This is a genomic window from Verrucosispora sp. WMMD703 (assembly GCF_049178935.1).
Lineage (GTDB): Bacteria > Actinomycetota > Actinomycetes > Mycobacteriales > Micromonosporaceae > Micromonospora > Micromonospora sediminimaris.
Map to the genome: position 1 here is coordinate 5010393 of NZ_JBMHMM010000004.1, position 24597 is coordinate 5034989.

Annotated in this window: 23 protein-coding genes; 9 read left to right on the forward strand and 14 right to left on the reverse strand. The window is 71.0% G+C overall.

The window, feature by feature from the left end; genetic code table 11:
* Positions 1-55 precede the first annotated feature (55 nt).
* From ACN26Z_RS23215 to ACN26Z_RS23230, 4 genes are all read right to left on the reverse strand, one after another.
* Positions 56-1084 (reverse strand): threonine aldolase family protein, encoded by a 1029-nt coding sequence (locus tag ACN26Z_RS23215; protein WP_421463420.1) that lies wholly within the window; start codon positions 1082-1084, stop codon positions 56-58.
* A 14-nt stretch (positions 1085-1098) separates the two neighbouring features.
* A complete protein-coding gene (locus ACN26Z_RS23220; RefSeq protein ID WP_093401186.1) occupies positions 1099-2505 on the reverse strand; it encodes a class II 3-deoxy-7-phosphoheptulonate synthase in 1407 nt (468 codons plus the stop codon).
* 87 nt (positions 2506-2592) lie between these two features.
* Entirely contained in the window at positions 2593-3075 is a 483-nt protein-coding gene (locus ACN26Z_RS23225) for a hypothetical protein (RefSeq protein WP_421463421.1), read from the reverse strand.
* 155 nt (positions 3076-3230) lie between these two features.
* The gene (locus tag ACN26Z_RS23230; RefSeq protein ID WP_282237396.1) at positions 3231-4859 is read right to left on the reverse strand and encodes a glycosyl hydrolase family 18 protein; all 1629 of its coding nucleotides are present in this window, start codon (positions 4857-4859) and stop codon (positions 3231-3233) included.
* A gap of 214 nt (positions 4860-5073) precedes the next feature.
* Between ACN26Z_RS23230 and ACN26Z_RS23235 the strand changes: the two genes are divergently transcribed.
* The 5 genes from ACN26Z_RS23235 to ACN26Z_RS23255 all read left to right on the forward strand — a co-directional run bounded on the left by ACN26Z_RS23235 (position 5074) and on the right by ACN26Z_RS23255 (position 10375).
* On the forward strand, positions 5074-5562 hold the full coding sequence (locus tag ACN26Z_RS23235) for a glutathione peroxidase (RefSeq protein WP_421463422.1): 489 nt from the start codon (positions 5074-5076) through the stop codon (positions 5560-5562).
* Between the two features lie 183 nt (positions 5563-5745).
* Positions 5746-6417 (forward strand): NADPH-dependent F420 reductase, encoded by a 672-nt coding sequence (locus ACN26Z_RS23240; protein ID WP_421463423.1) that lies wholly within the window; start codon positions 5746-5748, stop codon positions 6415-6417.
* A gap of 681 nt (positions 6418-7098) precedes the next feature.
* Positions 7099-8481 carry a quaternary amine ABC transporter ATP-binding protein gene (locus tag ACN26Z_RS23245; RefSeq protein ID WP_421463424.1) on the forward strand — a complete coding sequence of 461 codons (1383 nt, stop codon included), beginning with the start codon at positions 7099-7101 and terminating at the stop codon, positions 8479-8481.
* Entirely contained in the window at positions 8478-9365 is an 888-nt protein-coding gene (locus ACN26Z_RS23250) for an ABC transporter permease (RefSeq protein ID WP_093401190.1), read from the forward strand. Before ACN26Z_RS23245 ends, ACN26Z_RS23250 begins: the two co-directional genes overlap by 4 nt.
* Positions 9366-9466: 101 nt before the next feature.
* The gene (locus tag ACN26Z_RS23255; protein WP_282237391.1) at positions 9467-10375 is read left to right on the forward strand and encodes a glycine betaine ABC transporter substrate-binding protein; all 909 of its coding nucleotides are present in this window, start codon (positions 9467-9469) and stop codon (positions 10373-10375) included.
* A 60-nt stretch (positions 10376-10435) separates the two neighbouring features.
* Here the strand turns inward: ACN26Z_RS23255 and ACN26Z_RS23260 are convergent, their stop codons facing one another.
* The 7 genes from ACN26Z_RS23260 to ACN26Z_RS23290 all read right to left on the reverse strand — a co-directional run bounded on the left by ACN26Z_RS23260 (position 10436) and on the right by ACN26Z_RS23290 (position 15036).
* The gene (locus ACN26Z_RS23260; RefSeq protein WP_421463425.1) at positions 10436-11032 is read right to left on the reverse strand and encodes a GNAT family N-acetyltransferase; all 597 of its coding nucleotides are present in this window, start codon (positions 11030-11032) and stop codon (positions 10436-10438) included.
* Positions 11032-11238 (reverse strand): GNAT family N-acetyltransferase, encoded by a 207-nt coding sequence (locus ACN26Z_RS23265; RefSeq protein WP_421463426.1) that lies wholly within the window; start codon positions 11236-11238, stop codon positions 11032-11034. Before ACN26Z_RS23265 ends, ACN26Z_RS23260 begins: the two co-directional genes overlap by 1 nt.
* A 15-nt stretch (positions 11239-11253) precedes the next feature.
* The gene (locus ACN26Z_RS23270) at positions 11254-11604 is read right to left on the reverse strand and encodes a DUF2203 domain-containing protein (RefSeq protein ID WP_093401193.1); all 351 of its coding nucleotides are present in this window, start codon (positions 11602-11604) and stop codon (positions 11254-11256) included.
* Positions 11605-11863: 259 nt separating this feature from the next.
* Complete coding sequence (gene proC / locus ACN26Z_RS23275) at positions 11864-12682, reverse strand: pyrroline-5-carboxylate reductase (protein ID WP_282237388.1); 819 nt, start codon at positions 12680-12682, stop codon at positions 11864-11866.
* 70 nt (positions 12683-12752) lie between these two features.
* A complete protein-coding gene (locus tag ACN26Z_RS23280) occupies positions 12753-13781 on the reverse strand; it encodes a 6-phosphofructokinase (RefSeq protein WP_093401195.1) in 1029 nt (342 codons plus the stop codon).
* Between the two features lie 157 nt (positions 13782-13938).
* A complete protein-coding gene (locus ACN26Z_RS23285; protein WP_421463427.1) occupies positions 13939-14433 on the reverse strand; it encodes a pyridoxamine 5'-phosphate oxidase family protein in 495 nt (164 codons plus the stop codon).
* Positions 14434-14538: 105 nt separating this feature from the next.
* On the reverse strand, positions 14539-15036 hold the full coding sequence (locus tag ACN26Z_RS23290; protein ID WP_093401561.1) for a polyadenylate-specific 3'-exoribonuclease AS: 498 nt from the start codon (positions 15034-15036) through the stop codon (positions 14539-14541).
* Positions 15037-15299: 263 nt separating this feature from the next.
* Between ACN26Z_RS23290 and ACN26Z_RS23295 the strand changes: the two genes are divergently transcribed.
* Positions 15300-15992 (forward strand): Crp/Fnr family transcriptional regulator, encoded by a 693-nt coding sequence (locus ACN26Z_RS23295; protein ID WP_093401197.1) that lies wholly within the window; start codon positions 15300-15302, stop codon positions 15990-15992.
* A gap of 71 nt (positions 15993-16063) precedes the next feature.
* Here the strand turns inward: ACN26Z_RS23295 and ACN26Z_RS23300 are convergent, their stop codons facing one another.
* Positions 16064-16273, reverse strand: a complete 210-nt coding sequence (locus tag ACN26Z_RS23300) for a hypothetical protein (protein ID WP_210939792.1) — start codon at positions 16271-16273, stop codon at positions 16064-16066.
* A gap of 167 nt (positions 16274-16440) precedes the next feature.
* Here ACN26Z_RS23300 and ACN26Z_RS23305 point away from each other — a divergent pair, with 167 nt between their 5' ends.
* Positions 16441-20004: an ATP-binding protein gene (locus tag ACN26Z_RS23305; protein ID WP_421463428.1), complete on the forward strand. Its 3564-nt coding sequence runs from the start codon at positions 16441-16443 to the stop codon at positions 20002-20004.
* 54 nt (positions 20005-20058) lie between these two features.
* On the opposite strand, the gene ACN26Z_RS23310 is transcribed toward ACN26Z_RS23305, so the two are convergent.
* On the reverse strand, positions 20059-20769 hold the full coding sequence (locus ACN26Z_RS23310; RefSeq protein ID WP_093401562.1) for a lysophospholipid acyltransferase family protein: 711 nt from the start codon (positions 20767-20769) through the stop codon (positions 20059-20061).
* A gap of 549 nt (positions 20770-21318) precedes the next feature.
* Between ACN26Z_RS23310 and ACN26Z_RS23315 the strand changes: the two genes are divergently transcribed.
* Both ACN26Z_RS23315 and ACN26Z_RS23320 read left to right on the forward strand, forming a co-directional pair.
* Positions 21319-22167 carry a DUF308 domain-containing protein gene (locus ACN26Z_RS23315; protein WP_282237384.1) on the forward strand — a complete coding sequence of 283 codons (849 nt, stop codon included), beginning with the start codon at positions 21319-21321 and terminating at the stop codon, positions 22165-22167.
* 175 nt (positions 22168-22342) lie between these two features.
* A complete protein-coding gene (locus ACN26Z_RS23320) occupies positions 22343-23758 on the forward strand; it encodes an alpha,alpha-trehalose-phosphate synthase (UDP-forming) (protein ID WP_282237383.1) in 1416 nt (471 codons plus the stop codon).
* 29 nt (positions 23759-23787) lie between these two features.
* On the opposite strand, the gene ACN26Z_RS23325 is transcribed toward ACN26Z_RS23320, so the two are convergent.
* Positions 23788-24591, reverse strand: a complete 804-nt coding sequence (locus ACN26Z_RS23325) for an alpha/beta hydrolase (RefSeq protein ID WP_421464702.1) — start codon at positions 24589-24591, stop codon at positions 23788-23790.
* Positions 24592-24597 lie beyond the last annotated feature (6 nt).

Here is a 24597-nt window from a genome sequence, read left to right on the forward strand (position 1 = left end):
CGAGATCGAGATCGCCGCCGAATCAACGGAGGTGGCGGGTCGGGGCGGGCGGGGGTCAGCGGCGGAAGATGTGGGTGAGGGCGGCGGCGGCTCGGGCGACCTGGCTGTCGGTGACGTCCAGGTGGGTGACCAGGCGGGCCGTGCGGGGACCGAGCACCGAGATCAGTACGCCCTCGGCGCGGGCGGCGGCGGCCAGCGTCGGCGCATCCAGCGGGGCCTTGGTCAGATCCAGTGGAACGATGTTGGTGCGTACCGTGGCGGCCAGCACCCCGAACGGGGCGACCGCCTCCGCCAGTCGGGCCGCCTTCGCATGATCGGCCGCCAGCCGGCCGATGTGGTGAGCCAGGGCGTGCCGACCGGCGGCGGCCAGGATGCCCGCCTGACGCATCCCACCACCCATCCGCTTGCGGATCACCCGACCCCGTTCGATCCGGTCGGCAGCGCCGACGACCAGTGAGCCGACCGGCGCACCGAGCCCCTTGGACAGGCAGACCGACAGGGTGTCGAACAACGCGCCGTAGGTGGCCAGGGGCACCCCGTCGGCGACGTGCGCGTGCCAGATCCGAGCACCGTCGCAGTGCAGCGCCAACCGCCCGGCGTCCGCGACCCGGCGCAGCTCGCGCAGCGAATCGAGGGGAATCACCCCGCCGCCGCCACGGTTGTGGGTCTGCTCCACCGCGATCGCCCGGGTGGGCACCGCCCAGTAGCCGTCGGGACGCACCATGCCGGCGATCACGTCGGGGTCGAGCTGGGCACCCACCGCAGGCCAGGTCCGTGAGGTGACCCCGCCGTACGCGGCGGCAGCCCCCATCTCGTACGTGACCACGTGCGCGTCGGCATCGCAGAGCAGCTCGGAGCCGGGCGGCACCAGCAGTTGCAGGGCGATCTGGTTGGCCATCGACCCGCTCGGGCAGAACAACGCCGCCTCGTGCCCGAACATCGCGGCGACCTCGACCTCCAGGGCCTGCACCGTGGGGTCCTCGCCGTAGACGTCGTCACCCACCTCGGCGCTGGCCATGGCCTGCCGCATCGCGGCCGTGGGACGGGTCACCGTGTCCGACCGCAGGTCGATCAGGTCAGCCACAGTCACTCCTCGCGTCAGCCACGCAGCATCTCCGCGACGAGGAAGGCCAGCTCCAGCGACTGCTGGGTGTTCAGCCGGGGGTCGCAGGCGGTCTCGTAACGGTCGGGCAGGTCAAGGTCGGCGATTCCCTGAGCGCCGCCGAGGCACTCGGTGACGTCCTCGCCGGTCAACTCGACATGCAGACCGCCGGGGTGGGTCTCCAGGCCACGGTGCACCTCGAAGTAGCCCAGCACCTCATCGACGATCCGATCGAAGTGGCGCGTCTTGTAGCCGTTTGACGACTCGTGGGTGTTGCCGTGCATCGGGTCGCACTGCCACACCACCTTGGCTCCCGCGGCGGTCACTTTGGCCACGATCGGCGGCAACGCGTCGCGAACCTTGTGGTTGCCCATCCGGCTGATCAGGGTGAGCCGGCCGGGGATGTTGTCCGGGTTCAGCTTCTCGCACAGCTCGATCGCCTCGTCCGGGGTGGTGGTCGGGCCGAGCTTGACCCCGATCGGGTTGGCGATGCGGGAGATGAAGTCGATGTGCGCGCCGTTGATCTGCCGGGTGCGCTCACCGATCCAGAGGAAGTGCCCGGAGAGCCCGTACGGCCGGCCACCGGAAACCCGGGTCAACGCCCGGTCGTACTCCAGCGCGAGAGCCTCGTGCGAGCAGTACAGGGTGACCGTACGCAACGCGTCGTCCTCGGTCATCCCGCAGGCGCGGATGAACGCCAGGGCCCGGTCGATCTCCCGGGCGATCGCCTCGTACCGCTCACCGGCCGGCGAGTTGCGCACGAAGCCCTTGTTCCAGTCGTGCACCGCGTGCAGATCGGCCAGCCCACCGGCCAGGTACGCCCGCAACATGTTCATGGCGGCGGCCGAGTTCGCGTACGCCCTGATCATGCGCTGCGGGTCGGCGACCCGCGCCTCCGGCGTGGCCTCCAGCGAGTTGATCATGTCGCCGCGGTAGGCCGGCAGGCCCCGCGCGTCGGTCGGCAGCGACCGGGGCTTGGTGTACTGCCCGGCCACCCGGGCCACCTTCACCACCGGCAACGACGCGCCATAGGTCAGCACGATGGCCATCTGCAGCAGCGTGCGGGCGTTGGCCAGCAGGTGGCTCTCGGTGTTGTCGGCGAAGGTCTCCGCGCAGTCACCGCCCTGGAGCAGGAACGCCTTGCCCTCGCAGACCAACGCCAGACGCTGACGCAACTGATCGACCTCGTACGGAGCGACCACCGACGGCACGGTGTCGAGCACCTTGCAGACCTCGGCGACCTGGGCCGCATCGGGCCAGGGCGGAGTCTGGGCACGCGGCAGCTGTCGCCAGCGGTCCAGGCCGAGAGCCTCGTCCTCGGCGGAGTCGACGGTCGGGCGGCTGGTCTGCAGCACCGGGCTGCCCACTGCCGGATGACTCAACTGATGCCACTCATGGCGCATGGTATTCAGCGTACGGCGACCAGCCGGACGGGCCATCGGCGAGGGGCCGGGTTCCGGCAGATGGACGACCCTCGACGGCGACGCAGGTCAGGGCGTCGGTGCCGGCGCCGGACTGTGTGCGCCCGGCCGCTCGTCGGAGATGCACCAGTCGAGCCCGTCGCGAGTGACGGTGAACAGCAGCGGGCGGGTCGCCTTCTTCTTGCCGACGGTCACCGTGATCGCGGTGCTGACCTCCTGCCCGGACGGACCGGGCCGGATGTCGGTGATCTCGGACTTGGACACCTCGAAGTGGTCGGCGAAGTCTCCGTTCGCCTCGGTGGCGGCGGCGTCGAACGCCTCGTGCAGCACCGCGCAGAGTTGGCTGCGCCCGGCCGCCACGTCCTTGGCGGTCATCGCGTCGAGATATGCCTGGACCCGCTCGCGGGACTTCAGGGTGGCCTCCTCGGCCGGTGCCCGTCCCGGTTGCTCCGCCTCGGGCTCACCGCCGACGAGCCCGCAGCCGACGAGCGCGAGAGGCACGGTGGCGAGCAGCGCGATGACGCTCGCCGGACGCCGGTTCCTGACCCGCATCGTCACCTCCCTCGACGCCGGACATCGAGACACGGTCGAGCGGCGAGTCTGTCACACCACCGTCCGGGCATCGAGATCGACCCCGGGCACAGCGGACGGGGAGGGGCCGGTGCGGGGCCCCTCCCCGTCGTGTGGGTGGTGCGTCGACCGTCGGCTCAGCCGAGGCCGCCCTTGATGGCGCTGATCAGCTCACCGTTGCTGGTGTCACCGGAGAGCTCCCAGAAGAAGGCGCCACCGAGGCCCTGGTTCTTGGCGTACGTCATCTTGCCGCCGATGGTCGACGGGGTGTCGTAGCTCCACCAGTTGCTGCCGCACTTCGCGTACGCCGTGCCGGCGACAGTGCCGGTGGCCGGGCAGGTGTTCTTGAGCACCTTGTAGTCCTCGATGCCCTGCTCGTAGGTGCCCGGCGCCGGCCCGGTCGCGGTGCCGCCCGGCGTGGACTGGGTGACCCCGGTCCAGCCACGGCCGTAGAAGCCGACGCCGAGCAGCAGCTTGTTGGCCGGGATGCCCTTGCTCTTGAGCTTCTGGATCGCCGCATCGGACCAGAAGCCCTGCTGCGGGATGCCCGAGTACGAGTACAGCGGCGAGTGCGGGGCGGTGGGGCCCTGCGCGTTGAAGGCGCCGAAGTAGTCGTACGTCATCGGCATGATCCAGTTGAGGTGCGTGGCGGCACCGGCGTAGTCGGTGGCGTCGATCTTGCCGCCGTTGCTGCCGTCGGCGGTGATCGCGGCGGTGACCAGGTTGTTCGCGCCGAACCGGGCGCGCAGCGCGCTGGCCACGTTCTTGAACGCGTTCGGGCCGCTGGCGTCACAGGTCAGGCCACAGGCGTTGGGGTACTCCCAGTCGATGTCGATGCCGTCGAAGACGTCGGCCCAACGCGGGTCCTCGACCAGGTTGTAGCAGCTCTCGGCGAAGGCGGTCGGGTTCTGCGCGGCCTGGGTGAAGCCGCCGGACCAGGTCCAGCCACCGAACGACCAGATCACCTTGAGGTGCGGGTACATCTTCTTGAGCTTGCGCAGCTGGTTGAAACTGCCACGCAGCGGCTGGTCCCAGGTGTCGGCGACGCCGTCGACACTCTCCGCCGCGGTGTACGCCTTCTCGTAGTCGGCGTAGCTGTCCCCGATGGTGCACCGGCCGCCCGTGGTGTTGCCGAAGGCGTACAGGATGTGGGTCAGCTTCGCGGCTGAGCCGCTGGTGTGGATGTTCCGCACGTGATAGTTGCGGGCGTAGACGCCCCACTGGGCGAAGTAGCCGACCACCTTCTGTGCACCCGGGTTCGGCGGCGTGGTGGTCGGGGGCGTGGTCGTCGGCGGGGTGGTCGTGGGTGGCGTGGTCGTGGGTGGGGTCGTGGTGGGCGGTGCGGTGGTGGTCGGCGGCGTGGTGCCGCCGCCGCACGACGCGCCGTTGATGGTGCAGTTCAGCGGCGCCCGGTACGCGCCGGTTCCGTTGTAGCCCCAGCTGAAGGAGGCGCCCGGGGCCAGCGCACCGGCCCAGCTCTTCTTGACCGCCACATAGCGGTTGCCGTTGCGGGTGACGTCGGCGTCCCAGTAGCTGCCGATGCTGGTGCCTGAGGGCAGCTCGAACTCGATGCGCCAGGTGCTGACGCTGGCGTCCGACCCGTTGGTGATGGTGACCCGCGTTTCGTGACCCGTACCCCAGTCCGACACCCGGGTGAACGAGGCGGTCACGCTTCCGGCGCCGAACGCCGAGGCCATCGGGACCGTGGCGACGGTCACCGCGACCACGGCGCCGACCCAGAGGGCTCGGCGAAGCGATCTCTTCATGTGGCGTCTCCAAACAGTTAGGAAACTTTCCAAAAGGATGAGGAGACGCTACTCACACGCCACCACTTCGTCAAGATGTCCATGTATCGATTGGGCGAGGAGGCCAGATTGGACTTCTCCCGGCGTCACCGCCGGTCAGGGGTCGGGTACCGATCGGTAACTTCACCACTACCCGCATCGCCCGCGCCCACCGTTGCGGCGGTAGCCTCCGGGCATGACCGTCTTCGACATTCCGATCGGTGCCCTCGCCGGTGGCCCGGCCGACCTCGCGCAGTACCGCGGACGCGCCCTGTTGATCGTCAACGTCGCCTCGCGCTGCGGCCTCACCCCGCAGTACGCGGGCCTACAGACCCTCCAGGACGAGTACGCCGACCGTGGACTCACCGTGCTCGGCGTGCCGTGCAACCAGTTCGCCGGCCAGGAGCCCGGCAGCGCGGCGGAGATCAGCGAGTTCTGCCAGGTCAACTACGGGGTGACCTTCCCGATCACGGAGAAGGTCGACGTGAACGGCCCCGAACGCCACCCCCTGTACGCGGCCCTGGTGGACACCGCCGACGCCGACGGTCACACCGGCGACCTCCGGTGGAACTTCGAGAAGTTCCTCGTCGCTCCCGACGGCTCCGTCGCCGCCCGCTTCGCCCCCACCGTCACCCCCGACGACCCCACCCTCCGCGCCACCATCGACAAGAACCTCCCCGCGTAACCCACCCCACCCCCAGCCCACCCCTACCCCCACCCCCAGCTCGTCGATCTTGCAGTTGTGGTCGGCTTTTTCTGGCTTTCGCACCTTTTGGACCGACAAGAACTGCATGATCGACGAGCCGGGTGGGTGGAACGGCGAAGCGAGGCAGGTTCGGGGCAGGCCAGCGCGGTGGAGGGGTGAGGTATGGCGACGGTGGGGTTGATCGGCAGCGGGCACATCGGAGGAACCCTGGCACGGCTGGCCGTGAACGCCGGCTACGACGTGGTGTTGAGCAACTCACGCGGACCGGAGACCCTGACCGACCTGGTCGACGAGCTGGGGCCGCAGGCGAGCGCCGGCACCGTCGACGCCGCGGCTCGCGCCGGTGACCTGGTGGTGGTCACCATTCCGCTCAAGTCGTACCGGTCCGTACCGGCCGAGCCGTTGGCCGGCAAGGTCGTCATCGACACCAACAACTACTACCCGCAGCGGGACGGCCAGATCCCCGAACTGGACGAGGGCAGCGCCACCAGCAGCGAACTGCTGCAACGCCACCTGCCGCAGGCCCACGTGGTGAAGGCGTTCAACAACATCTTCTTCAAGCACCTGCTCACCCTGGCCCGACCCGGCGTCGCCGCCGACCGCAGCGCGCTGCCAATCGCCGGCGACGACCCGGCGGCCAAGGCAACCGTGACCGAGTTCCTGGATCGGATCGGCTACGACACGGTGGACGGGGGCCCGCTCGCCGACAGCTGGCGCTTCCAGCCGGACACCCCCGCCTACGGGGTCATCTACTCCGCCGATCCGGCGAACCGGGAACAGGAGACGCCGGCCGGCGCGGGCGTGCTGCGCGCTGCCCTCGCCGACGCCGGCTGACCCGGCCGCGGTCCGACACCGACGTCACCCCGGGGCGTGCCGGAGCCACCATTCCGACGCTGGTCGAGATTCATCGATTTCCGGTTCCGCCATCGGCGGAATCAGCCCGGCGGACCCGTGTAGATGTCATGGAGATTCCGTCTCGGTCCCATGGAGATTCCATGTAGATCTCGCAAATGTCCAAGCCGGCCAGATACGACGGGCGCGAGACGAACCGACGGACCGAGGCGCAGACCACACCGCATAAATGCTGCGCTGTCAGCGACGAAAACGGCACCACCAGCCTCGGCGGACGCCTGGCGCCAACCCGGGCAGATGACTCATTCGGACGGTAACGGCGGCAGAACAAGATCGGGTCGGCGTCGGTATATGCGCTTACGTCCGGAGTGTCGCAAGGTCGGAGGTCTGGTCGGCACCCCGATCCTCGTTACCAGAATTGCGCGTCGGTTGCCAATGAACAACCAAAATTGCATCGACATCCATCACTGCACATCGTTGCCACGAGGCGACACCGGGCCGGGCATCGGGGTAGCCGTGCACAGAAGAATCTCGGGTAGGGTCGAGCCTCGCTTACCTGGGCTGTCGTGACTTCGGCAGGCCCACGGCAACACCTGGTGTCGATAGCAGCGCGCCTTCGTGCGATGCCCAAGAAAGCTGCCCGCGTACCCCATGCCCATTGGAATGGAGACCGTGTCCGCACTCAGAGTGAAATCCCTCTACAAGGTCTACGGGAGCCGCGCCGACAAGGCGGCGGAGATTCTCCGCAACAGCGCAGGCCGGGACGACAAGCTGGCAGGACTACCGGTCACGGCCGCGGTCGTCGACGCGAACTTCGAGGTCAGACGCGGCGAGATCTTCGTGGTCATGGGCCTGTCCGGCTCGGGGAAGTCCACCCTGATCCGGATGCTCAACGGGCTGCTCTCCCCCACGCACGGCACGGTCGAGATCGACGGGGTCGACATCACCAAGCTCAAGCCCGCCGCGCTACGGAAGCTGCGCCGCGAGAAGATCAGCATGGTCTTCCAGCACTTCGCGCTCCAGCCACACCGGTCGGTGTTGGACAACGCCGGCTACGCGCTGGAGATCGCGGGCCTGCCGCGCGCCGAGCGCCGGGAGAAGGCGCTGCAGGCGCTCCGGATGGTCGGACTCGACGGCTCAGCGGACAAGCTGCCGCAGGAACTCTCCGGCGGCATGCGCCAGCGCGTCGGCCTGGCCCGCGCGCTCGCCGCCGGCACCGACATCATGCTCATGGACGAGGCGTTCTCCGCGCTCGATCCGCTGATCCGCCGCGAGGTGCAGGACCAGTTGCTCGGGCTACAGGCCGAACTCGGCAAGACGATCGTGTTCATCACGCACGACCTCAACGAGGCGATGCGCCTCGGCGATCGCATCGCGGTCATGCGTGCTGGTCGGATCGTTCAGATCGGCACCGCCGAGGAGATCCTCACCGACCCGTCAAACGACTACGTCGCCCAGTTCGTCGCCGACGTCGACCGGACCAGGATCCTCACCGCGTCGGCGGTCATGGAGCGACCGCTCGGCGTCGTGGACGTCAACTCCGGCCCACGCGTGGCCGCCCGGGTGCTGCGCGAGACCCAGACGTCGGCCGTCTACGTCACCGGCCGGGACAAGCGGTACCTGGGCACCGTGACCGCCGACGCCGCCACCCAGGCGGTCCGGGACGCCCGGAAGAACCTCCAGGAGATCGTGTCGACCGAGTACGCCCACACGGTCGAGGACACGACGCCGGTGGCCGACATCTTCGCCGCCGCCGCCCAGAGCCCGGCACCGGTCGCCGTGGTCGACAGCGCCGGGCGGCTCGTCGGCGTGATTCCGCGGGTCACCCTGCTGAGCGCCCTGGGCAACCTCAGCACCGACACCGCCGGGGCCACCGCCACCCCGGGGCCTGCGGACGAGGTGGGCACGTCGCCGACCACTGACCCGACCCGGGCCGTCGGAGCGGCCGGCACGGCGGCACCGACCGGAAGCAACGACCCGACAGCGGAGGTGCCGGCCCAGGTGGTTGCCGAACCATCGGCCCGGCTGACGGGAGAGCCCGCATGAACAGCGCCGACAGTATCGATGACCTGCTGCCGTACGTGCGGATCGGCGACGCGTTCAAGGTCGGCGTCGACTGGTCCAGGGATCATCTGTCCGCCGTCTTCGACGGCATCGCCTCCGCCGTCGATTCGCTTGTCGAGCCGCTGGTGGACCTGCTGACCGCGCCCCCGGCGATCGTCATGGTACTGATCTTCGCTGGCCTCGGCTGGTGGCTGCGGGGCTGGAAGTTCGGTCTCGGCACCACGCTCGGGCTCGGCCTGGTGGCCGGGTTGCCGATCTGGGAACAGACGATGAGTACGCTGGCGCTGGTCCTGGTGGCCAGCGGAATCGCCCTGTTGCTCGCCGTACCGCTGGGCATTCTCGTCGCGGAGAGCCGCCGTGTCTCGGCGGTCGTCCGGCCGGTGCTGGACCTGATGCAGACGATGCCCGCGTTCGTCTACCTGATCCCGGCCATCTTCTACTTCGGCGTCGGCGCCGTGCCCGGCGTGCTGGCCACCGTGGTGTTCAGCATGCCGCCCGGGGTACGCCTGACCGAGTTGGGCTTGCGCCAGGTCGACCGCGAGGTCATCGAGGCCGGCGAGGCGTTCGGCGCATCGCCGTGGAAGATCCTGCTGCGGACCAAACTGCCACTGGCCCTGCCGACCATCATGACCGGCGTCAACCAGGTCATCATGCTGGCCCTGTCGATGGTCGTCATCGCCGGAATGGTCGGCGCCGGCGGGCTCGGTGAGGTGATCATGACGGCGCTCGCCCGGGTCCAGGTCGGCGCGGGCTTCGAGGGCGGCATCGCCGTGGTGATCCTGGCGGTGGTGCTCGACCGCCTCACCGATTCGATAGGCGCGCGTACCGCCTCCGCGAAGGCGCAACGCGCCATGCAACAGGCCTGACCCCACGTCCTGACCCACGCTGGGAAGTCACCGGTTGCCGGCGCCCTGCCTCGCTACCGCGAGTTCCGCCGGTTCACCGCAACAAGGGAAGGAAACTCCACATGTGGAGCAGTAAATTGGTGCGCCGGGTCGCGCTGGCGGCCACCGCCGCCCTGGCGCTGACCGGCGTCGCCGCCTGCGGCGACGACGGCGACTCCGGCAGCTCGGCCGGCGACAACAAGCAGCTCACCATCGGCTACATGGCCTGGGACGAAGCCATCGCCGCCTCCTACCTCTGGAAGAATCTGCTGGAGGAGAAGGGCTACGAGGTCGAACTCAAGAACGTCGAGGCGGGGATCGTCTACCAGGGCCTGGCGACGGGGGACATCGACCTCTTCCTCGACAGCTGGCTGCCGCAGACCCACGCCGACTACATGAAGGAGTACGGCGACAAGATCGAGAAGGTCGGCGTCTGGTACGACAACGCCAGCCTGAGCATCGCCGTGCCGGAGTACGTCAGCGACGTCAACTCGCTTGAGGACCTGGCTGCCAACGCCGACGCCTTCGGCGGTGAGATCATCGGGATCGAGCCCGGTGCCGGCCTGACCGCCGCCACCCAGGACAAGGTCATCCCGGAGTACGACCTGACCGGCAAGCTCACCCTGAAGACGTCGTCGACGCCAGCGATGCTGGCCGCGCTGGACGGCGCGATCAAGGACCAGAAGCCGATCGTGGTGACCCTCTGGCACCCGCACTGGGCCTACGCGAACTACCCGCTGAAGGACCTGGCGGACCCGAAGGGCACGCTCGGCGGGGCCGAGGAGATCAACACGCTGGCCCGTGAGGGCTTCGGCGCGGACTTCCCCGAGGTCACCGAGATGCTGAAGAAGTTCAAGATGGACGACCAGCAGCTCGGCTCGCTCGAGGACCTGATGTTCAACGTGCACAAGGACGACGAGGAGAAGGCCGTCGAGGAGTGGCTGAAGGCCAACCCGGACTACGCCGGCACGGTGGACGTCGCCAACTCCTGACCGGGCCTGAGCGATAAGCCGTCGGTGGCGGGGCAGTTGGCCCCGCCGCCGGCGGCTCAACTACTTGTCAGGAGCGACGCCGCCGGAGTCCCGGATCGACGGGACGCCGGCACGCCGGGCCCGCCACTCGGGGGCCAGCACCGACCAGACCTCCAGGTCGATCCGGCCGTCCGGGCCGGCAAGCACCTCGCGCAGCACGCCGTCACGCCGCATGCCGAGCCGGCGGGCAACCGCGATGCTGCGCGCGTTGCCGGCGTTGGTCCGCCACTCGACCCGATGCAGTCCGCGCTCGACCAGCACCCAGTCGATGAGCCGTTCGACCGCCCGGGTCACCAGGCCCCGGCCCTCGGCCGCCGGTTCCAGCCAGCAACCCGCCTCGCACACCCCGGACGTCGCGTTCAGCGACACCAGCAGCACCCCACCGACCAGCTTGCCGCCCGACCAGATCCCCCAGATGCCGCCGTCGTCGCGGGCCCACCGGTCGGCATAACGCTGGAGCACGTGCCGCGCCCCGGCCAGGTCGGTGGCCACGAAGGACGGCGACACCCACGGCGCGATGTGCTCCCGCGCCCGGTCCAGGTTGCCCAGGAACTCCTCGGCGTGCCACGGGTTCAGCGGTCGCAGCTCGGCGTCCGCAGCCAACGCTGTGGCGAACATCAGCACCCTTCACCCCGCCGCATCGCGGCCATCGACGTGGGCCGGAAGCCGAGCTCCTGGTAGAGCGGCTCGCCCTCCGCACTGGCCTTCAGATCCACCGTGCGCACGCCGCGCTCGACGAACCAGTCGAGCAGCGCGCCCAGGCAGGCCCGCGAGAAACCCCGACGACGGTACGCAGGCGGTGCGGGCCTTCCGGGGGCGGTCACCTGTCGGGCCCGGTCTCAGATCGGGCGGCGGCCGGCGAAGCCGCAGTCGGCACGGTGGTACCAGCGCACGTCCGAGTCGCCCTCCAGCCAGCACCAGAGCACCTGCCGGCCCTCGCGTTCGCCGGGAAAGTCGAGCAGCACCGGTGCCACGCTCTTGACCTCGATGCCGTGCTGCTGGATCTCGTCGAGGACCGCGTACAGCCGGGCCTCCAGGCCCTTGACCTCGGCCCGACCACCGAGCGCGCTGAGCCCGTGGCCGGCCAGGTCGGCCTGCAACTCGGCCAGGTCGGCCCGGACCCGGATCAGCTCGTCGATCCGGGGATGCAGGGTGGCTACCAGATGCCGGGCCTGGGCGAGAGTGAACACCGCGCCAGTATGCGCCACCCCGATCACCGGAACGACCCGGCACCGCTGAACTGACCGCCGTTGTGTCCGCGCCCGCTACCGTCCCGAGCCGGCCGATTACCCGTCACCGCACGAGACGCCGCATTTCGCGCCCTCAACTCGACCGGGATACCGCCACTTACCGCAACCCGCGCCGCCAGCGCGGCCCGGGCCGGGCGGGCGGGGCTGGCAGGGCCGGGGCGGGGGCGAGGCCCGGGCGGGGGGGCGGGTGGGGTGGGTGCTACTCGGCTTGGGCGGCTAGTTCGCGGGCGCGGTCGCGGGCGGCCTCCAGGGCGGCCAGCAGGGCGGCGCGTACGCCGTGGTTCTCCAACTCGCGGACAGCGGAGATGGTGGTGCCGGCGGGCGAGGTGACCGCCTCGCGCAGCTTCACCGGATGCTCGCCGGAGTCGCGCAGCATCACCGCCGAGCCGATCGCGGTCTGCACGATCAGGTCGTGCGCCACCTGACGGGGCAGGCCGAGCAGGATGCCGGCGTCGGTCATCGCCTCGACCAGCAGGTAGAAGTAGGCCGGGCCGGAGCCGGACAGCGCCGTCACCGCGTCCTGCTGCGTCTCGGGCACCCGGATCGTCGCGCCGAGCGGCTTGAACATCTCCTCGGCCAGCGCCAGGTGCTCGCCGGTGGCGTACGCGCCGGCCGAGATCGCGGTCATCGCCTGGTCCACCAGGGCGGGGGTGTTGGTCATCACCCGCACCACGGGGGTGCCCTCGGGCAGCCGGCGGCTGAAGAAGCTGCTGGGCAGGCCGGCGCAGAGCGAGATCAGCAGTTTGCCGGGCGGCACCTTGGGCCCGATCTCGTCCAGCAGCGCGGCGGCGTCCTGCGGTTTCACCGAGACGGCCAGCACCTCGGCCTCGTCCACGGCGGTGAGGTTGTCCACCACCCGTACGCCGTAGCGGTCGGCCAGTTCCTCGGCGCGGGCCGGGCGGCGGGCGGTGGCCAGCAGCCGGTCCACCGGCCAGCCGGACCGCAGCAGCCCGGAGAGCATCAGCTCGCCGATCTTGCCCGCGCCGATCACCGCGACCGTGTGCACCCCGGCTGACACCTGGCGTACCCCCTTCGTGGGCCGACGTCGCGGCGGGCCCGACGGCCCGACCGCGACGCCGGAACGACGATCAGCTACCGAAGAAGACCTCGGCCTCGGCGTACCGCTCCAGCGGAACGGTCTTCAGCTCGGCGGTCGCGTCGGCGAGCGGGACGCGAACGATGTTGGTGCTCTGCATCGCGACCATCTTGCCCCAGTCGCCCTCGTGGGCGGCGTCGATGGCCTGCAGGCCCAGCCGGGTGGCGAGCACCCGGTCGAACGCGGTGGGGGTGCCGCCGCGCTGGATGTGGCCGAGCACGACCGTGCGGGCCTCCTTGCCGGTCTTGGCCTCCAGCTGCTCGGCCAGCCACTGGCCGATGCCGCCGAGCCGCACGTGACCGAACGCGTCCAGCTCCTGGTTCTGCAGGACCATCTGGCCCTCCAGCGGCTGGGCGCCCTCGGCGACCACGACGATCGGGGCGTACTGGTGCTGGAAGCGCTTCTCGACGTAGCCGGCGACCTGCTCGACGTCGAAGTTCCGCTCGGGGAGCAGGATCACGTTGGCGCCGCCGGCCAGGCCGGCGTGCAGGGCGATCCAGCCGGCGTGCCGGCCCATCACCTCGACCACCAGGGTGCGGTGGTGGCTCTCGGCGGTGGTGTGCAGCCGGTCGATCGCCTCCATGGCGATGTTGACGGCGGTGTCGAAGCCGAACGTGTAGTCGGTCGCGCCGAGGTCGTTGTCGATGGTCTTCGGCACGCCGATGACGTTGACGCCCAGTTCGTGGAGCTTGGTGGCGACACCGAGGGTGTCCTCGCCGCCGATGGCGATCAGGGCGTCGACACCCTGCGCCGCCAGGTTGTCCTTGATCCGCTCGACGCCGTTCTCGATCTTGAAGGGGTTGGTCCGGGAGGAGCCGAGGATCGTGCCGCCACGGGGCAGGATGCCACGGACCTCCGCGATGCCGAGCGGGCGGGACAGCCCCTCGAGCGGACCCTTCCAACCGTCCTGGAAGCCTACGAACTCGTGGCCGTAGCTGGCGACGCCCTTACGGACCACCGCCCGGATGACCGCGTTGAGACCCGGGCAGTCGCCGCCGCCGGTGAGCACGCCGATACGCATGATCTGCTCATCCTCCTGGGGAGCATCTGGTCAAGCCCGATCAAGCCCCAGGATATGTGTCAGCGCGGACCCTCGGCACCGTTGCCGGCCCGGGGCGGGCCGTCCCTACGAACTGTAGTCGCCGCTCGGTACGGCCCACACCGCGCCCCACTACCGGTCAGTAGCCGTCCTCCCGGTGATCGGCCGAGGACCCACCGCTGAACGCCGCGCCGACCGGGCCGATCAGCTCGACCTGACCACCCCGGGCGTCCCAGCACCGCACGGCCGTGGGGTGCACGGCGATCAGCGTGAGCCCCGCCGTGGCCGGACCGTCCGGAAACCACGGGGCCAGTCCGGGGTGCCACAGCCGCTCGGCGCGTGCCTGGTCAGGGTCGTCCCGGGCGCTGCCGGTGATCGAGGCCCAGACCTGCGCCTGCGGGTCGTGCAGGCTCAGCTCGACCTCCGGGTTGACCCGCGCCTGCCGGGCGGTCGCCGAGCCCGCGTACGCGAAGAACCACAGTTGCCCGTCGAATTCCGCCCGTTGCAGCGTCATCGGCCGGCCCACCAGCCGACCATCGAGGGAGATGGTGGTCAGGGTGCAGATCCGCGCGGCCCGGATCAGCTCGGTGATCCGTCTCCGGGCCTGCCGGCCGCCGATCACCCCGCCGCTCACGTCGACACTCCCCTGCACCTGCCCACGCCGGCACTCCCTCGCCTCGGCCCGTCGGCGAACCCGGTGCCCGGGACAGCACCGGTCAAACCACCGAAATACCGAATCTCACGAACCGGTCATCGCCCGCCACCGGGCCAGGTTGTGCCGGGCGTCGACAAGCGCGTCGTGCCGGGCCGCAGCGGCGTTCGGCAGCGGAGGCCGACCCCGCTCGTCCCACAGCTGCCGCAGCTCCTTGGTGTACCGGGGGATCTCCCGGGGCAGCGCCGGCATCGCACCCCACAGCTGCGCCAGGGCCACATGGTCGTACGCCGCGTACCAGGCCCACAGTTCCACCTCCTCGCCGGGGCGGCCCCGGATCGGCTCGACGAGGAACTCGTACAGGTCATCGCGGATGCGCTCGCGGGACCGCCACGCCCGGTCTGCCGGGGAGGGCAGCTTGTCCAGAACGTTGCGACGTACCCAGGGCACCGCCCGGGACGCGTCGAACTCGGTGGAGACCGCGTAGAACTCGCGGCCGTGCTCGTCGACGACGCCGATCGAGACCAGTTCGACGGTCCGGCCGTCCTCGATGAACTCGCAGTCGTAGAAGTAGCGGTAGGCCATCGTGACCATCCTCGCGGACGGTCACCGCGGCCCGTTCATCGGGTCGGCGACACCGGGAGCGCTTCCACGGTCCGCCGGGAGGTCACGCCCCAGCTCGAACCGGTCACGGAAGTGATTTGAGGGGTGTACAGCACGCGACGGGACCGTCATGATCTGATGTGTTACCGCTGCCGGACGCCGCACGGGTGTCGGATCACCTCGTCAGGGCCGCCAGGCTCACCCGGTGAGCGAGTTGGGGTCCTTGACCGGGGAGGGGTGGGGCCGTGGAGATGCGCCTGCCGGAGCCGGGCGACGCGCTCACCGGCGTCGACATGTTCGCCGGGCTGGAGCCGGAGGTACGCCAGCGGGTGGTCGCCGCAGCGGTGCCCCGGACGTACCGCAAGGGTCAGCTGCTGTTCGTGGAGAACGACCCGGGCGAGTCGCTGATCATCCTGCGGCGGGGAGCGGTGGCCGTGTTCCGGACCGCGCCCACCGGTGAACGGGCGATCCTGACCGTGATGCGTCCGCCGGACGTGCTCGGTGAGGTCTCCCTGCTGGACGCCTCGACCCGGTCGACCTCGGCCGAGGCGATCGAGGACACTGCCGCGCTGGCGTTGTCCCGGCCGGCGTTCATGGAGCTGGTGCACTCGAACGCGCGCATCCTCGACGCGGTGATGCGCTCCCTCGGTGCGTTGATCCGTCGGCTGACCGAGCAGAACGCCGACCACGTCTTCCTCGACCTGCCCGGCCGGGTGGCCAAGACGCTGGTCCGGCTCGCCGGCGAGAGCCAGGCTCCGATGATCACCATCGAGCTGAACCAGAGCCAGCTCGCCGAGATGGCCGGCGGCTCCCGGCAGAGCGTCAACCAGGCGATCGGCTCGTTCGCCAACCGGGGATGGCTGCGTACCGAGGGTCGCCGGATCGTGGTCACCGACGTGCCCGCGCTGCGCCGCCGCGCCGGCATGAACGAGCGCTGAGCGGCCACCGCGCAGACGACAATGCGGGCGGGGCCGGGACGAACGTCCCGGCCCCGCCCGTCGTTGTTCGGTCAGGGCTTGGTGCTGCCCGGCCCGGCCCAGTCTGTGCCACCCGGTCCGGCCCAGTCCGTGCCGTCCTTGCCACCGCCGGGCACCTCGCCGACGATCCCCTGCGCCTGCAACTGCGCGAGGGTAGCGGCGTCCACGTCCACCGAGTCACCCGCAGAATGGGCGACCCCGTTACCGTCGGTCCAGTCGCTCTTCAGCATCACGTACACCATGGAGCTGTCCCCCTGATCAGCTGTCGACAAATCGGCTGCCTGAATCTAGCCGTTCCGGAACGCCGTGAGCTGCCCGGCTGAGTGTCCACAAACCAACAGCCCGGTACCCGACAGTGCGGCGGGCGGCGATACTCGATACTGCGCCCCGGCGCGTCGGGGGCCTGCCAATGGAGGGTGTCATCGCCGCACAGTGTGACCGCTGTGGACGTACCGCCGCCGAGGGCGACCGCTTCTGCGGTGGCTGCGGCGCGGAACTCGGTGCCGTCTGCCCACACTGCCTGCGCCCCCTCGCGCCGGACGTGGCCTTCTGCACCTCCTGTGGGTCACCCCGCGCCGGCACGGACCGGCCGGCGACCATCAACCAGGAGGATCGCCGCCGGGTCAGTGTGCTCTTCGTCGACCTGATCGACTTCACCCCGTACGTCGAACGGGCCGACCCGGAGCTGGTGCGCGGCATGCAGACCGGCTTCTTCTCCGCCGCCCGCCGAGTGGTCGGCCAGTACGGCGGGGTGGTGGAGAAGTACATAGGTGACGCGGTGATGGCGCTGTTCGGTGCGCCGATTGCCACCGAGACCGACGCGTTGCGGTGTGTCCGGGCCGGGCTGGAGTTGCAGCGGGTGCTGACCCGGTTCACCCCCACCGGCACCGACGGGCTGCGCTTCCGGGTCGGGGTGGCGACCGGGGAGGCACTTGTCGACGTGGCCGCCGCTCGCGACGGCGGGCAGGCGATCGTGGCCGGTGACGTGGTCAACACCGCCTCCCGGTTGCAGTCGGCGGCGCCGCCCGGCGGGGTGCTCGTCGACGGTGCCACGCACGCGCTGACCCGGGACACCATCCGGTACGACGAGCAGCCACCGGTCACCCTGCGCGGCCGGTCCGCACCGACCGAGGTGTGGCTGGCCCGGTCCGCGGTACGCCAGCAGCCCACCGACCGGGAGCCGGACACCACTCCGCTGATCGACCGGGAACACGAGCTGGGCATGCTGGTCAACGCCCTGCACCGCAGCCTGCGTGACCGTCGGCCCCAGGTGGTGACCGTCTTCGGCCGGGCCGGCATCGGCAAGAGCCGACTGGTCCGTGAGCTGCACCGGCACACCGGCCGGCTGGTGGACGAGCCACTGACCTGGCGGATCGGCCGGTGCCCGCCGTTCGGCGAGAACGTCACGTTCGCCGCGCTGGCCGACATCGTCAAGGCCGAGGCGGGCATCCTCGACACCGATCCCGCGGCCAGCGCCGCCCAACGGCTGGCCACCGCCGTGGGCGAACTGGTCGGCGTCGCCGAGCGGGACCGGGTGGCCGACGCGCTGCGACCGCTGGTCGGGCTGGCCGGCACCCCGCTGCCGGCCGAGGAGGCGGAGTCGGCGTGGCGACGGTTCCTGCTGGCGCTCGCCGCCCGCCGCCCCACCGTGCTGGTCTTCGAGGACCTGCACTGGGCCGACGACGCGATGCTGCGCTTCGTGGAACTGCTGGGTGCGGCGGCCCGGGACGTACCGCTGCTGCTGCTGTGCACCGCCCGTCCCGAACTTGTCGACCGGGATCCGAGCTGGGCCGGGACGATCACCGGCTCGGTCACCATCGCCCTGCCGCCGTTGCGGGACACCGGCATCGCCACGTTGTACGCGCACATGTTCGGCCAGGCCGCTTTCTCCGCCGACCTGCTGACCCCGCTGATCGAGGTGGCCGGCGGCAATCCGCTCTACGCCCACGAGTACGTCCGGATGCTGATCGAGCAGGGGGCGCTGCGGCAGTCCGGGCGTGGCTGGTCGCTGGAGAAGCACCTGGACCTGCCGATGCCGGAGAGCGTGCACGCGGTCATCGCCAACCGGGTCGACCTGCTCGACGCGAAGGACCGGGCGGTGCTGCTGGCCGCCGCAGTCGTCGGGGTGCAGTTCTGGCCGGGTGCGGTGGCCGCCGCCGTCGGGCAGCCGGTCGAGTCCGTCGAGCGTGCCCTGCGCCGGCTGGAGCAGCGGGACTTCGTCCACGAGCAGGCCGCCTCCACGATGGCCGGTCAGCCGGAGTACCGCTTCCGGCACGTCCTGGTCCGCGACGTGTGCTACCAGCGGCTGCCCCGTACCGAGCGGGTGGCCCGGCACGAACGCACCGCCGACTGGCTGGACACGCTGTCGCAGAGCCGGGACACCGACCTGGCCGAGGTGCTGGCCCACCACCGCTGGGCGGCGCACGAGATCGCCCGTTCGCTGGGCATGGAGACCATCCGCTACGCCGCGCCGGCCCGGGCCGCGCTGCACCGGGCGGCGCGCCGGGCGTACGCGCTGCACGGGCTGGACGCCGCCGCCAGCCATGCCGCCCGGGCGCTCGGCCTGGCCGACGACTCCGATCCGGTGGGCCGGCTCCAGTTGGAGCTGCTCAGCACCGAGATCTCGTTCCACCGCGACGGCAACGCCTTCCTCTCCAGCGGCGGGCCGGAGCAGGTGCAGGCGCTCGCCGAGCGACTGCTCGCGTACGGCGACGAGGCGTGCGCGGCGCGGGCCTGGACGCTGCTCGGCCAGGCCGCATGGCTGCGGGCCGACCGGCCGGCGGCCCTGGCCTGCCTGGACCGGGCGGTACGGCTGTTCGAGCCGCTGCCGGACAGCCCGCAGAAGGCCGACGCCTTCGCCGAGTTGGGGCGGCTGCACATGCTCAACTACGAGCGTGACCCGGCCGTGGCGGCGGCGGACACGGCAGCCGAGATCGGCGAACGACTCGGGCTGACCGAGACCCGCACCAACGCCCGGATCACCGCGGCCACCGCCCGTTACCAGGCCGGCGACCGCGCCGGGCTCGACGAGCTGTACGCCATCGTGGAGTTCAGCCGGGCGGGCCAACTGCTCGCCCTGCCCCGGGCCACCCAGAACCTCGCCTACGCGGTTCGCGAGGAGGGCGACTGGCTACGCTCCGACGCCCTGCTGTCGGCGGCGCCGGCCCGCACCGCGAGCGGGCAGACCCTGACCACCAGCTACTCGGGCGAGGCGATGCGGGCCTGGTTCGAGGGGGACTTCGGCCGGCTGCTCGCCGCCGCCGAGGCGTTCGTGGACACCCCGACCGGCAGCTGGGACATGCAGGTACGCGGCCTGCGGTCGTGCCTGCTGGTGCTGCGTGGCCGGCCGGTGCCGCCGGGCCCACCCGCCGACGGGGCGCCGACCGGGACACCGCCGCGTGACGACGTGGCCGCCGCGTTGGACATCGCGCGGCGCAGCGGCTTCCACCGGCTGCACTGGACGATGCTCGCGATGGGGGCGTTGTGCCGGGCGGTACAGGGTCGCCTCGACGAGGCCGCCGCGCTTGTCGACGAGCTGGCCGAGTCGTGGACCGCGGTACCGGCGCTGGCCAGCGGCGAGTGGATCGCCGCGGCCAGCTGGGCGGCGTGCCTCACCGGACGCAAGCCCGCCGCCCGGATACGCGCCATGCTCGACCAGGTCGGTCACCGTACGCCCTGGTCCGAGGCGGCGCTGCGGACGGTGACCGGCGCGCTGGCCGGGGCCGACGACAACCACCGGCACGCCGCCGAGCTGCACCTGGCCGCCGCCGAGACCTACGCCGGCATCCCCGACGTCACCGACCGGATGTTGGCACTGACCTTCGCGGTACGCGAACTGACCTGCGCCGGTGACCTCGCGGCGGCCGACGCGCCCCTGGCCGAGCTGCGCGCCTTCGCCCACCGCAACGGCGCACCGGGCCTGCTCGCTCTGGCCCAGCCGCCCGCCGACACCGCACAGATCCTCGCCTCCTGACCGTCGCCGGCCCACTCGCCTCCCACGTCCGGCCTGCCGTCTCCGGTGGGCCCCTCAGGCCGCGACAGGTGTGGCGGGCGGGGTCGTCGCCGTGGGCTGGGCCTTTAGCTGCTGGGCGTAGACGTCGACGTACTCGCGGCCGGAGAGCTCCATCAACTCGTACATGATCTCGTCGGTGACCGCGCGCTCGACGAACCGGTCGCCGGCCAGCCCGGCGTAACGGGAGAAGTCCAGCGGTGGGCCGAAGCGGATCCGGACCCGTGCCAGGTTCGGGATGAGCTGACCGGGCGGCTGGATCTCGTCCAGGTTGAGCATCACCACCGGCACGACCGGCGCACCGCTCTCCAGCGCCAGCCGGGCCACTCCGGTCTTGCCTCGATAGAGCCGGCCGTCGGGCGAGCGGGTGCCCTCCGGGTAGATGCCGGCGATGCCGCCGGCCCGCAGCACCTTCAGTTGGGTGTCCAGCGCGGCGCGGGCGGCCCGGCCGCCGGAGCGGTCCACCGGGATGGTGCCGGTGCCGGTGAAGAACATCTTGGTCAGCCAGCCCTTGATCCCCCTGCCGGTGAAGTACTCCGCCTTGGCCACGAAGGTGACCTTCCGCGGCACGATAAGCGGTGTGAAGATCGAGTCCGAGAAGGAGAGATGGTTGCTGGCCAGGATGACCGGACCGGTCGCCGGTACGTGGTGCAGGCCCTCCACCTGCGGCCGGAAGATGAGCCGCAGCAGCGGGCCGAGCAGCACGTACTTCAGCAGCCAGTAGAGCACCGGCATCCTCTCCCCAGGTGTTGCTCACCGCGGACCGCGCCGGGTCGGGTGATCGTGGCACGAGCCTACGAACCACCGGCCAGCCGCGGCAACGGACGCTCGGCCCGAAATCACCCGTCACGTTCGGTGTTGGCCGCTCCCCTTCCGCACCTCCCATCTCCGCCCTTTGCTCTGCTTCAACCCACGCAACAGTCACTTTCCGTGGCGGTTGTTCGCCGGAACCTGGCTTCCGCTGGCACCATCCCACCTGGTCAGGCGGCTGTGCGTGGGTTGAAGCAGAGCAAAGGGGGCGGTGGGTAGGCGGGGGCCGAGGGGGCTTCGTCACGCTGAGTCGCCATCACCGAGGGTCGTCGCCTGGCCGAGTCGCCCGGCAGACAGGCGGTGCGACAGTGACGGCTGTGGCCATCGGCCGGGCCCGGTGACCGTACGCCGCGCCACAAGGCACTCCCCGAACCCACCCTCGACGTGTCACGATTCAGGGCACGGGGCGTGCGGGGGCGCGCCGAGGGGCTGCGGGGCGCGCCGGTGGCGCGATGAGGAGGATGGTCGGTGTCAGCGGGTGGGGCCCGCCGGGGACGGCGGGACAACGGTCTCGACGCGAGCGAGTACGCCATCGCCGGCGACGTCGATCCGCGCGTCGGCGAGCACCTGCTCGACGTGCTGGCCGCCGGCGGGATCGCCGCCTACCTGCAACCATCGGCCGACCTGAACCCGGTCACCCGTACCACCACCGTGCCGCCCCGGCCGGTGGACCGGCTCTACGTGGACCGCTCGCACCTGAGCACCGCCCGGGACTACCTCAGCCAACTCGCCGACGAGACCGGCGACGCCCGCGCCAGCGAGGAGCCGGACATCGACGCCGAGTGGGAGCGGATCATCGCCGGCTTCCACGCCCCGCCCGGCTCCGGCGACCATCCGTGGCCCGCCGCAGAGAATGTGGACGACCCGGCCGGACGGGGCGGTGGCACGGCCACCGCCACCCGACCCGGCACCGAGGAGCCCGGCCCCACCGCCACCGACGTACGCCGACTGCCGTACGCCGCCGACATCTCCGGCGTCTCGGTGGGACGTGGCCCCCGCGACGGGGAGGGGCCGTCGCTGCTGGACGGCCTGGACACCTTCGGCGCGGAGCTGCCCGACGACCCGGACGACGACGAGCGCTACGTACCGCCGCCGCCACCACCGCTGCCCCGGGTGTCGAAGTTCGCGCTGGCCGGCATCCTCGCCGTGCTGCTCGGCTTCGTGCTGTTCCTCTTCCCCGATCTGCTCCCCGTCGACCAGGGCATCGTGACGTTGCTCGGCTTCACCGGCATTCTCGCCGGTTTCGTCACGCTTGTGTGGCGGCTGCGGCCCGGCGACGCCGACGACCGCGACCCGGACGACGGCGCCGTCGTCTGAGTCACCGCGCAGGGTAGCCGTCCGGATACCGGGACGGCGACCGCCCGTGCCGACGCGCGTAACAGTGGTGTAACTTACTGTCAGTAGGAATACCGCAGTACGTCACGTCACCCGCCGACTGCCCGGTTGTTCCTTCCTCGTGGCGGTCACTCCCCTGCTGATCGGAATGCCCGAGATGCGACAGAGTTCCCTCGTGGTGGTGGCCAACCGCCTACCCATCGACGACAGCGTGGCCCCCGACGGTGCCTGCGAGTGGCGGCGCAGCCCTGGTGGGCTGGTCAGCGCGCTGCACCCGCTGCTGCGCCACACTCCCGCCACCTGGGTCGGCTGGGCCGGCGGCACCGGTCCCGCGCCCGCCCTGCCCGACATCGACGGAGTACGGATGCACTCCGTGCCGCTCAGCGGTGAAGACCTGCGCGACCACTACGAGGGTTTCGCCAACGCGACCCTCTGGCCGATCTATCACGACGCGGTCGAGCAGCCCCAGCACCACCGGCGCTGGTGGGACGCCTACCAGCGGGTCAACCAGCGGTTCGCCGAGGCCACCGCACAGGTCGCCGAGCCCGGCGCGGTGGTCTGGGTGCAGGACTATCACCTGCAACTGGTCCCGGGGGTGCTCCGCACCCTGCGGCCCGACCTGCGCATCGGCTTCTTCCTGCATGTGCCCTTCCCCCCGCCGGAGTTGTTCATGCAGTTGCCCCGCCGGGCCGAACTGCTACGCGGAATGCTCGGCGCCGACCTGGTCGGCTTCCAGCGCGCCCAGGCCGCGCACAACTTCGCCCAGTTGGTGACGAAGGTTCTGGGGCTGCCGGCCACCGACCGACGGGTCGGCGTCGAGGACCGGGTGGTGCGCATCGGCGCGTTCCCGGTGTCGATCGACACTGTCGAGATGGCGGCGTTGGCCGACCGCCCGGACGTGGCCGACCGGGCGCACCGGCTGCGTCACGACCTGGGCAGCCCCGACCAGGTGATCCTCAGCGTCGACCGGATGGACTACACCAAGGGCATCGAGCAGCGGCTCAAGGCGTACAGCGAGTTGCTGGCCGGTGGGCACGTCAAGGTCCGCGACACGGTGCTGGTGCAGGTGGCGGTGCCGAGCCGAGAGCGGGTCAGCCAATACCAGATCCTCCGGGACCGGGTGGAGCGCGAGGTCGGGCGGATCAACGGCGAGTTCGGCCGGGTGGGTGAGCCCGCCATCCACTACCTCACCCAGCCGTTCGATCGCGCCGAGTTGGCCGCGCTCTACCGGGTCGCCGACGTGATGGCGGTGACCCCGTTGCGCGACGGGATGAACCTGGTCGCCAAGGAGTACGTCGCCGCCCGGGTCGACGACAGCGGCGCGCTGCTGCTGAGCGAGTTCGCCGGGGCCGCCGCCGAACTGCCACAGGCGTACCTGGTCAATCCGCATGACCTGGAAGGGCTCAAGCAGGGTCTGCTCGCCGCGTTGCGGGCCGATCCCGCCGACGTAGGGGAACGGATGCGATCGATGCGTGCGTACCTGCACGAGCACGACATCCGGGCCTGGGCCCGCTCCTACCTGTCCACACTGGACCAGAGCGGTTCGATGCTCACCCGCCTCGGTGGCGGCTGAGACCGGTCGCCGGGCACACCCACGACGCCTCAGCCGAGGTCGTCGCGGGCCGGGTCCTTGACCAGCCAGTCGAGAATCGCGTCGATCGGCTCCCGCCACCTGGCGTCGAGCATCAGGTCGTGCCCCATGCCGGGAAAGAGCAGCGGAGCCGAACCGTATCGCCGTGCTGCGCGGGTCAGCGCGGCGGCCGGCACCACCCGGTCGTCCGGGCTACCAAGTACCAGCACGGGCGGATCACCCACCGCCGGCTCCGGATCGGCGCCGGTCAACAGCTGCCACTGGGCCCGCCGGGCCGCCCGCCCCAGCCGCCCGGTGTACCGCCGGGCATCGGCGTCGGGCAGCTCACCACTGAACAGCTGCCGGCGATTCAGCCGCAGCCCGGCGCCGAACACTGCCGGCAGGGTACCGAGCGGGTTGCGGCGCAACGCGGTGCCGAACGTCGCCCAGCCGCCGAACACCGGCGCCACCAGCACCGCTGCCCGAGCCGGATAGCGGGTCATGGCATGCGCGACCACCAGGGCTCCTGCGCCGTGCCCCACCAGCACCGCCCGGCGCGGCAGGCTCGCCGCCACCTGGACCACGTCGTGGGCGTACGCCCGCAGGGTCGCCTCCGGGGCCGGCTCGCTGGCGCCGTGCCCGCGCAGGCTCACCGCGTAGCCGCCGAAGCCGCGGGCGGCGACGTGTCCGAGCCAGTTCTCCGCGTACGCCCAGGCACCATGGCCGAAGCCGGGCACGAACAGCAGCGGCGGCCGCCCCTCCTCCAACTCCGGGACGGCGCTGAGCACCTCACGCCGGACCGGGCGCACCGGCCGCGCCCACTCCCAGCTGCGCATCACCCG

Excerpts from the sequence above, each read along its gene's own strand:
- ACN26Z_RS23220 (WP_093401186.1), bottom strand. The coding sequence starts at position 2,505 with ATGCGCCATGAGTGGCATCAGTTGAGTCATCCGGCAGTGGGCAGCCCG.
- ACN26Z_RS23225 (WP_421463421.1), bottom strand. The coding sequence starts at position 3,075 with ATGCGGGTCAGGAACCGGCGTCCGGCGAGCGTCATCGCGCTGCTCGCC.
- ACN26Z_RS23230 (WP_282237396.1), bottom strand. The coding sequence starts at position 4,859 with ATGAAGAGATCGCTTCGCCGAGCCCTCTGGGTCGGCGCCGTGGTCGCG.
- ACN26Z_RS23235 (WP_421463422.1), top strand. The coding sequence starts at position 5,074 with ATGACCGTCTTCGACATTCCGATCGGTGCCCTCGCCGGTGGCCCGGCC.
- ACN26Z_RS23240 (WP_421463423.1), top strand. The coding sequence starts at position 5,746 with ATGGCGACGGTGGGGTTGATCGGCAGCGGGCACATCGGAGGAACCCTG.
- ACN26Z_RS23245 (WP_421463424.1), top strand. The coding sequence starts at position 7,099 with ATGGAGACCGTGTCCGCACTCAGAGTGAAATCCCTCTACAAGGTCTAC.
- ACN26Z_RS23250 (WP_093401190.1), top strand. The coding sequence starts at position 8,478 with ATGAACAGCGCCGACAGTATCGATGACCTGCTGCCGTACGTGCGGATC.
- ACN26Z_RS23255 (WP_282237391.1), top strand. The coding sequence starts at position 9,467 with ATGTGGAGCAGTAAATTGGTGCGCCGGGTCGCGCTGGCGGCCACCGCC.
- ACN26Z_RS23260 (WP_421463425.1), bottom strand. The coding sequence starts at position 11,032 with ATGTTCGCCACAGCGTTGGCTGCGGACGCCGAGCTGCGACCGCTGAAC.
- ACN26Z_RS23280 (WP_093401195.1), bottom strand. The coding sequence starts at position 13,781 with ATGCGTATCGGCGTGCTCACCGGCGGCGGCGACTGCCCGGGTCTCAAC.
- ACN26Z_RS23290 (WP_093401561.1), bottom strand. The coding sequence starts at position 15,036 with ATGGCCTACCGCTACTTCTACGACTGCGAGTTCATCGAGGACGGCCGG.
- ACN26Z_RS23300 (WP_210939792.1), bottom strand. The coding sequence starts at position 16,273 with ATGGTGTACGTGATGCTGAAGAGCGACTGGACCGACGGTAACGGGGTC.
- ACN26Z_RS23305 (WP_421463428.1), top strand. The coding sequence starts at position 16,441 with ATGGAGGGTGTCATCGCCGCACAGTGTGACCGCTGTGGACGTACCGCC.
- ACN26Z_RS23320 (WP_282237383.1), top strand. The coding sequence starts at position 22,343 with ATGCGACAGAGTTCCCTCGTGGTGGTGGCCAACCGCCTACCCATCGAC.
- ACN26Z_RS23325 (WP_421464702.1), bottom strand. The coding sequence starts at position 24,591 with ATGCGCAGCTGGGAGTGGGCGCGGCCGGTGCGCCCGGTCCGGCGTGAG.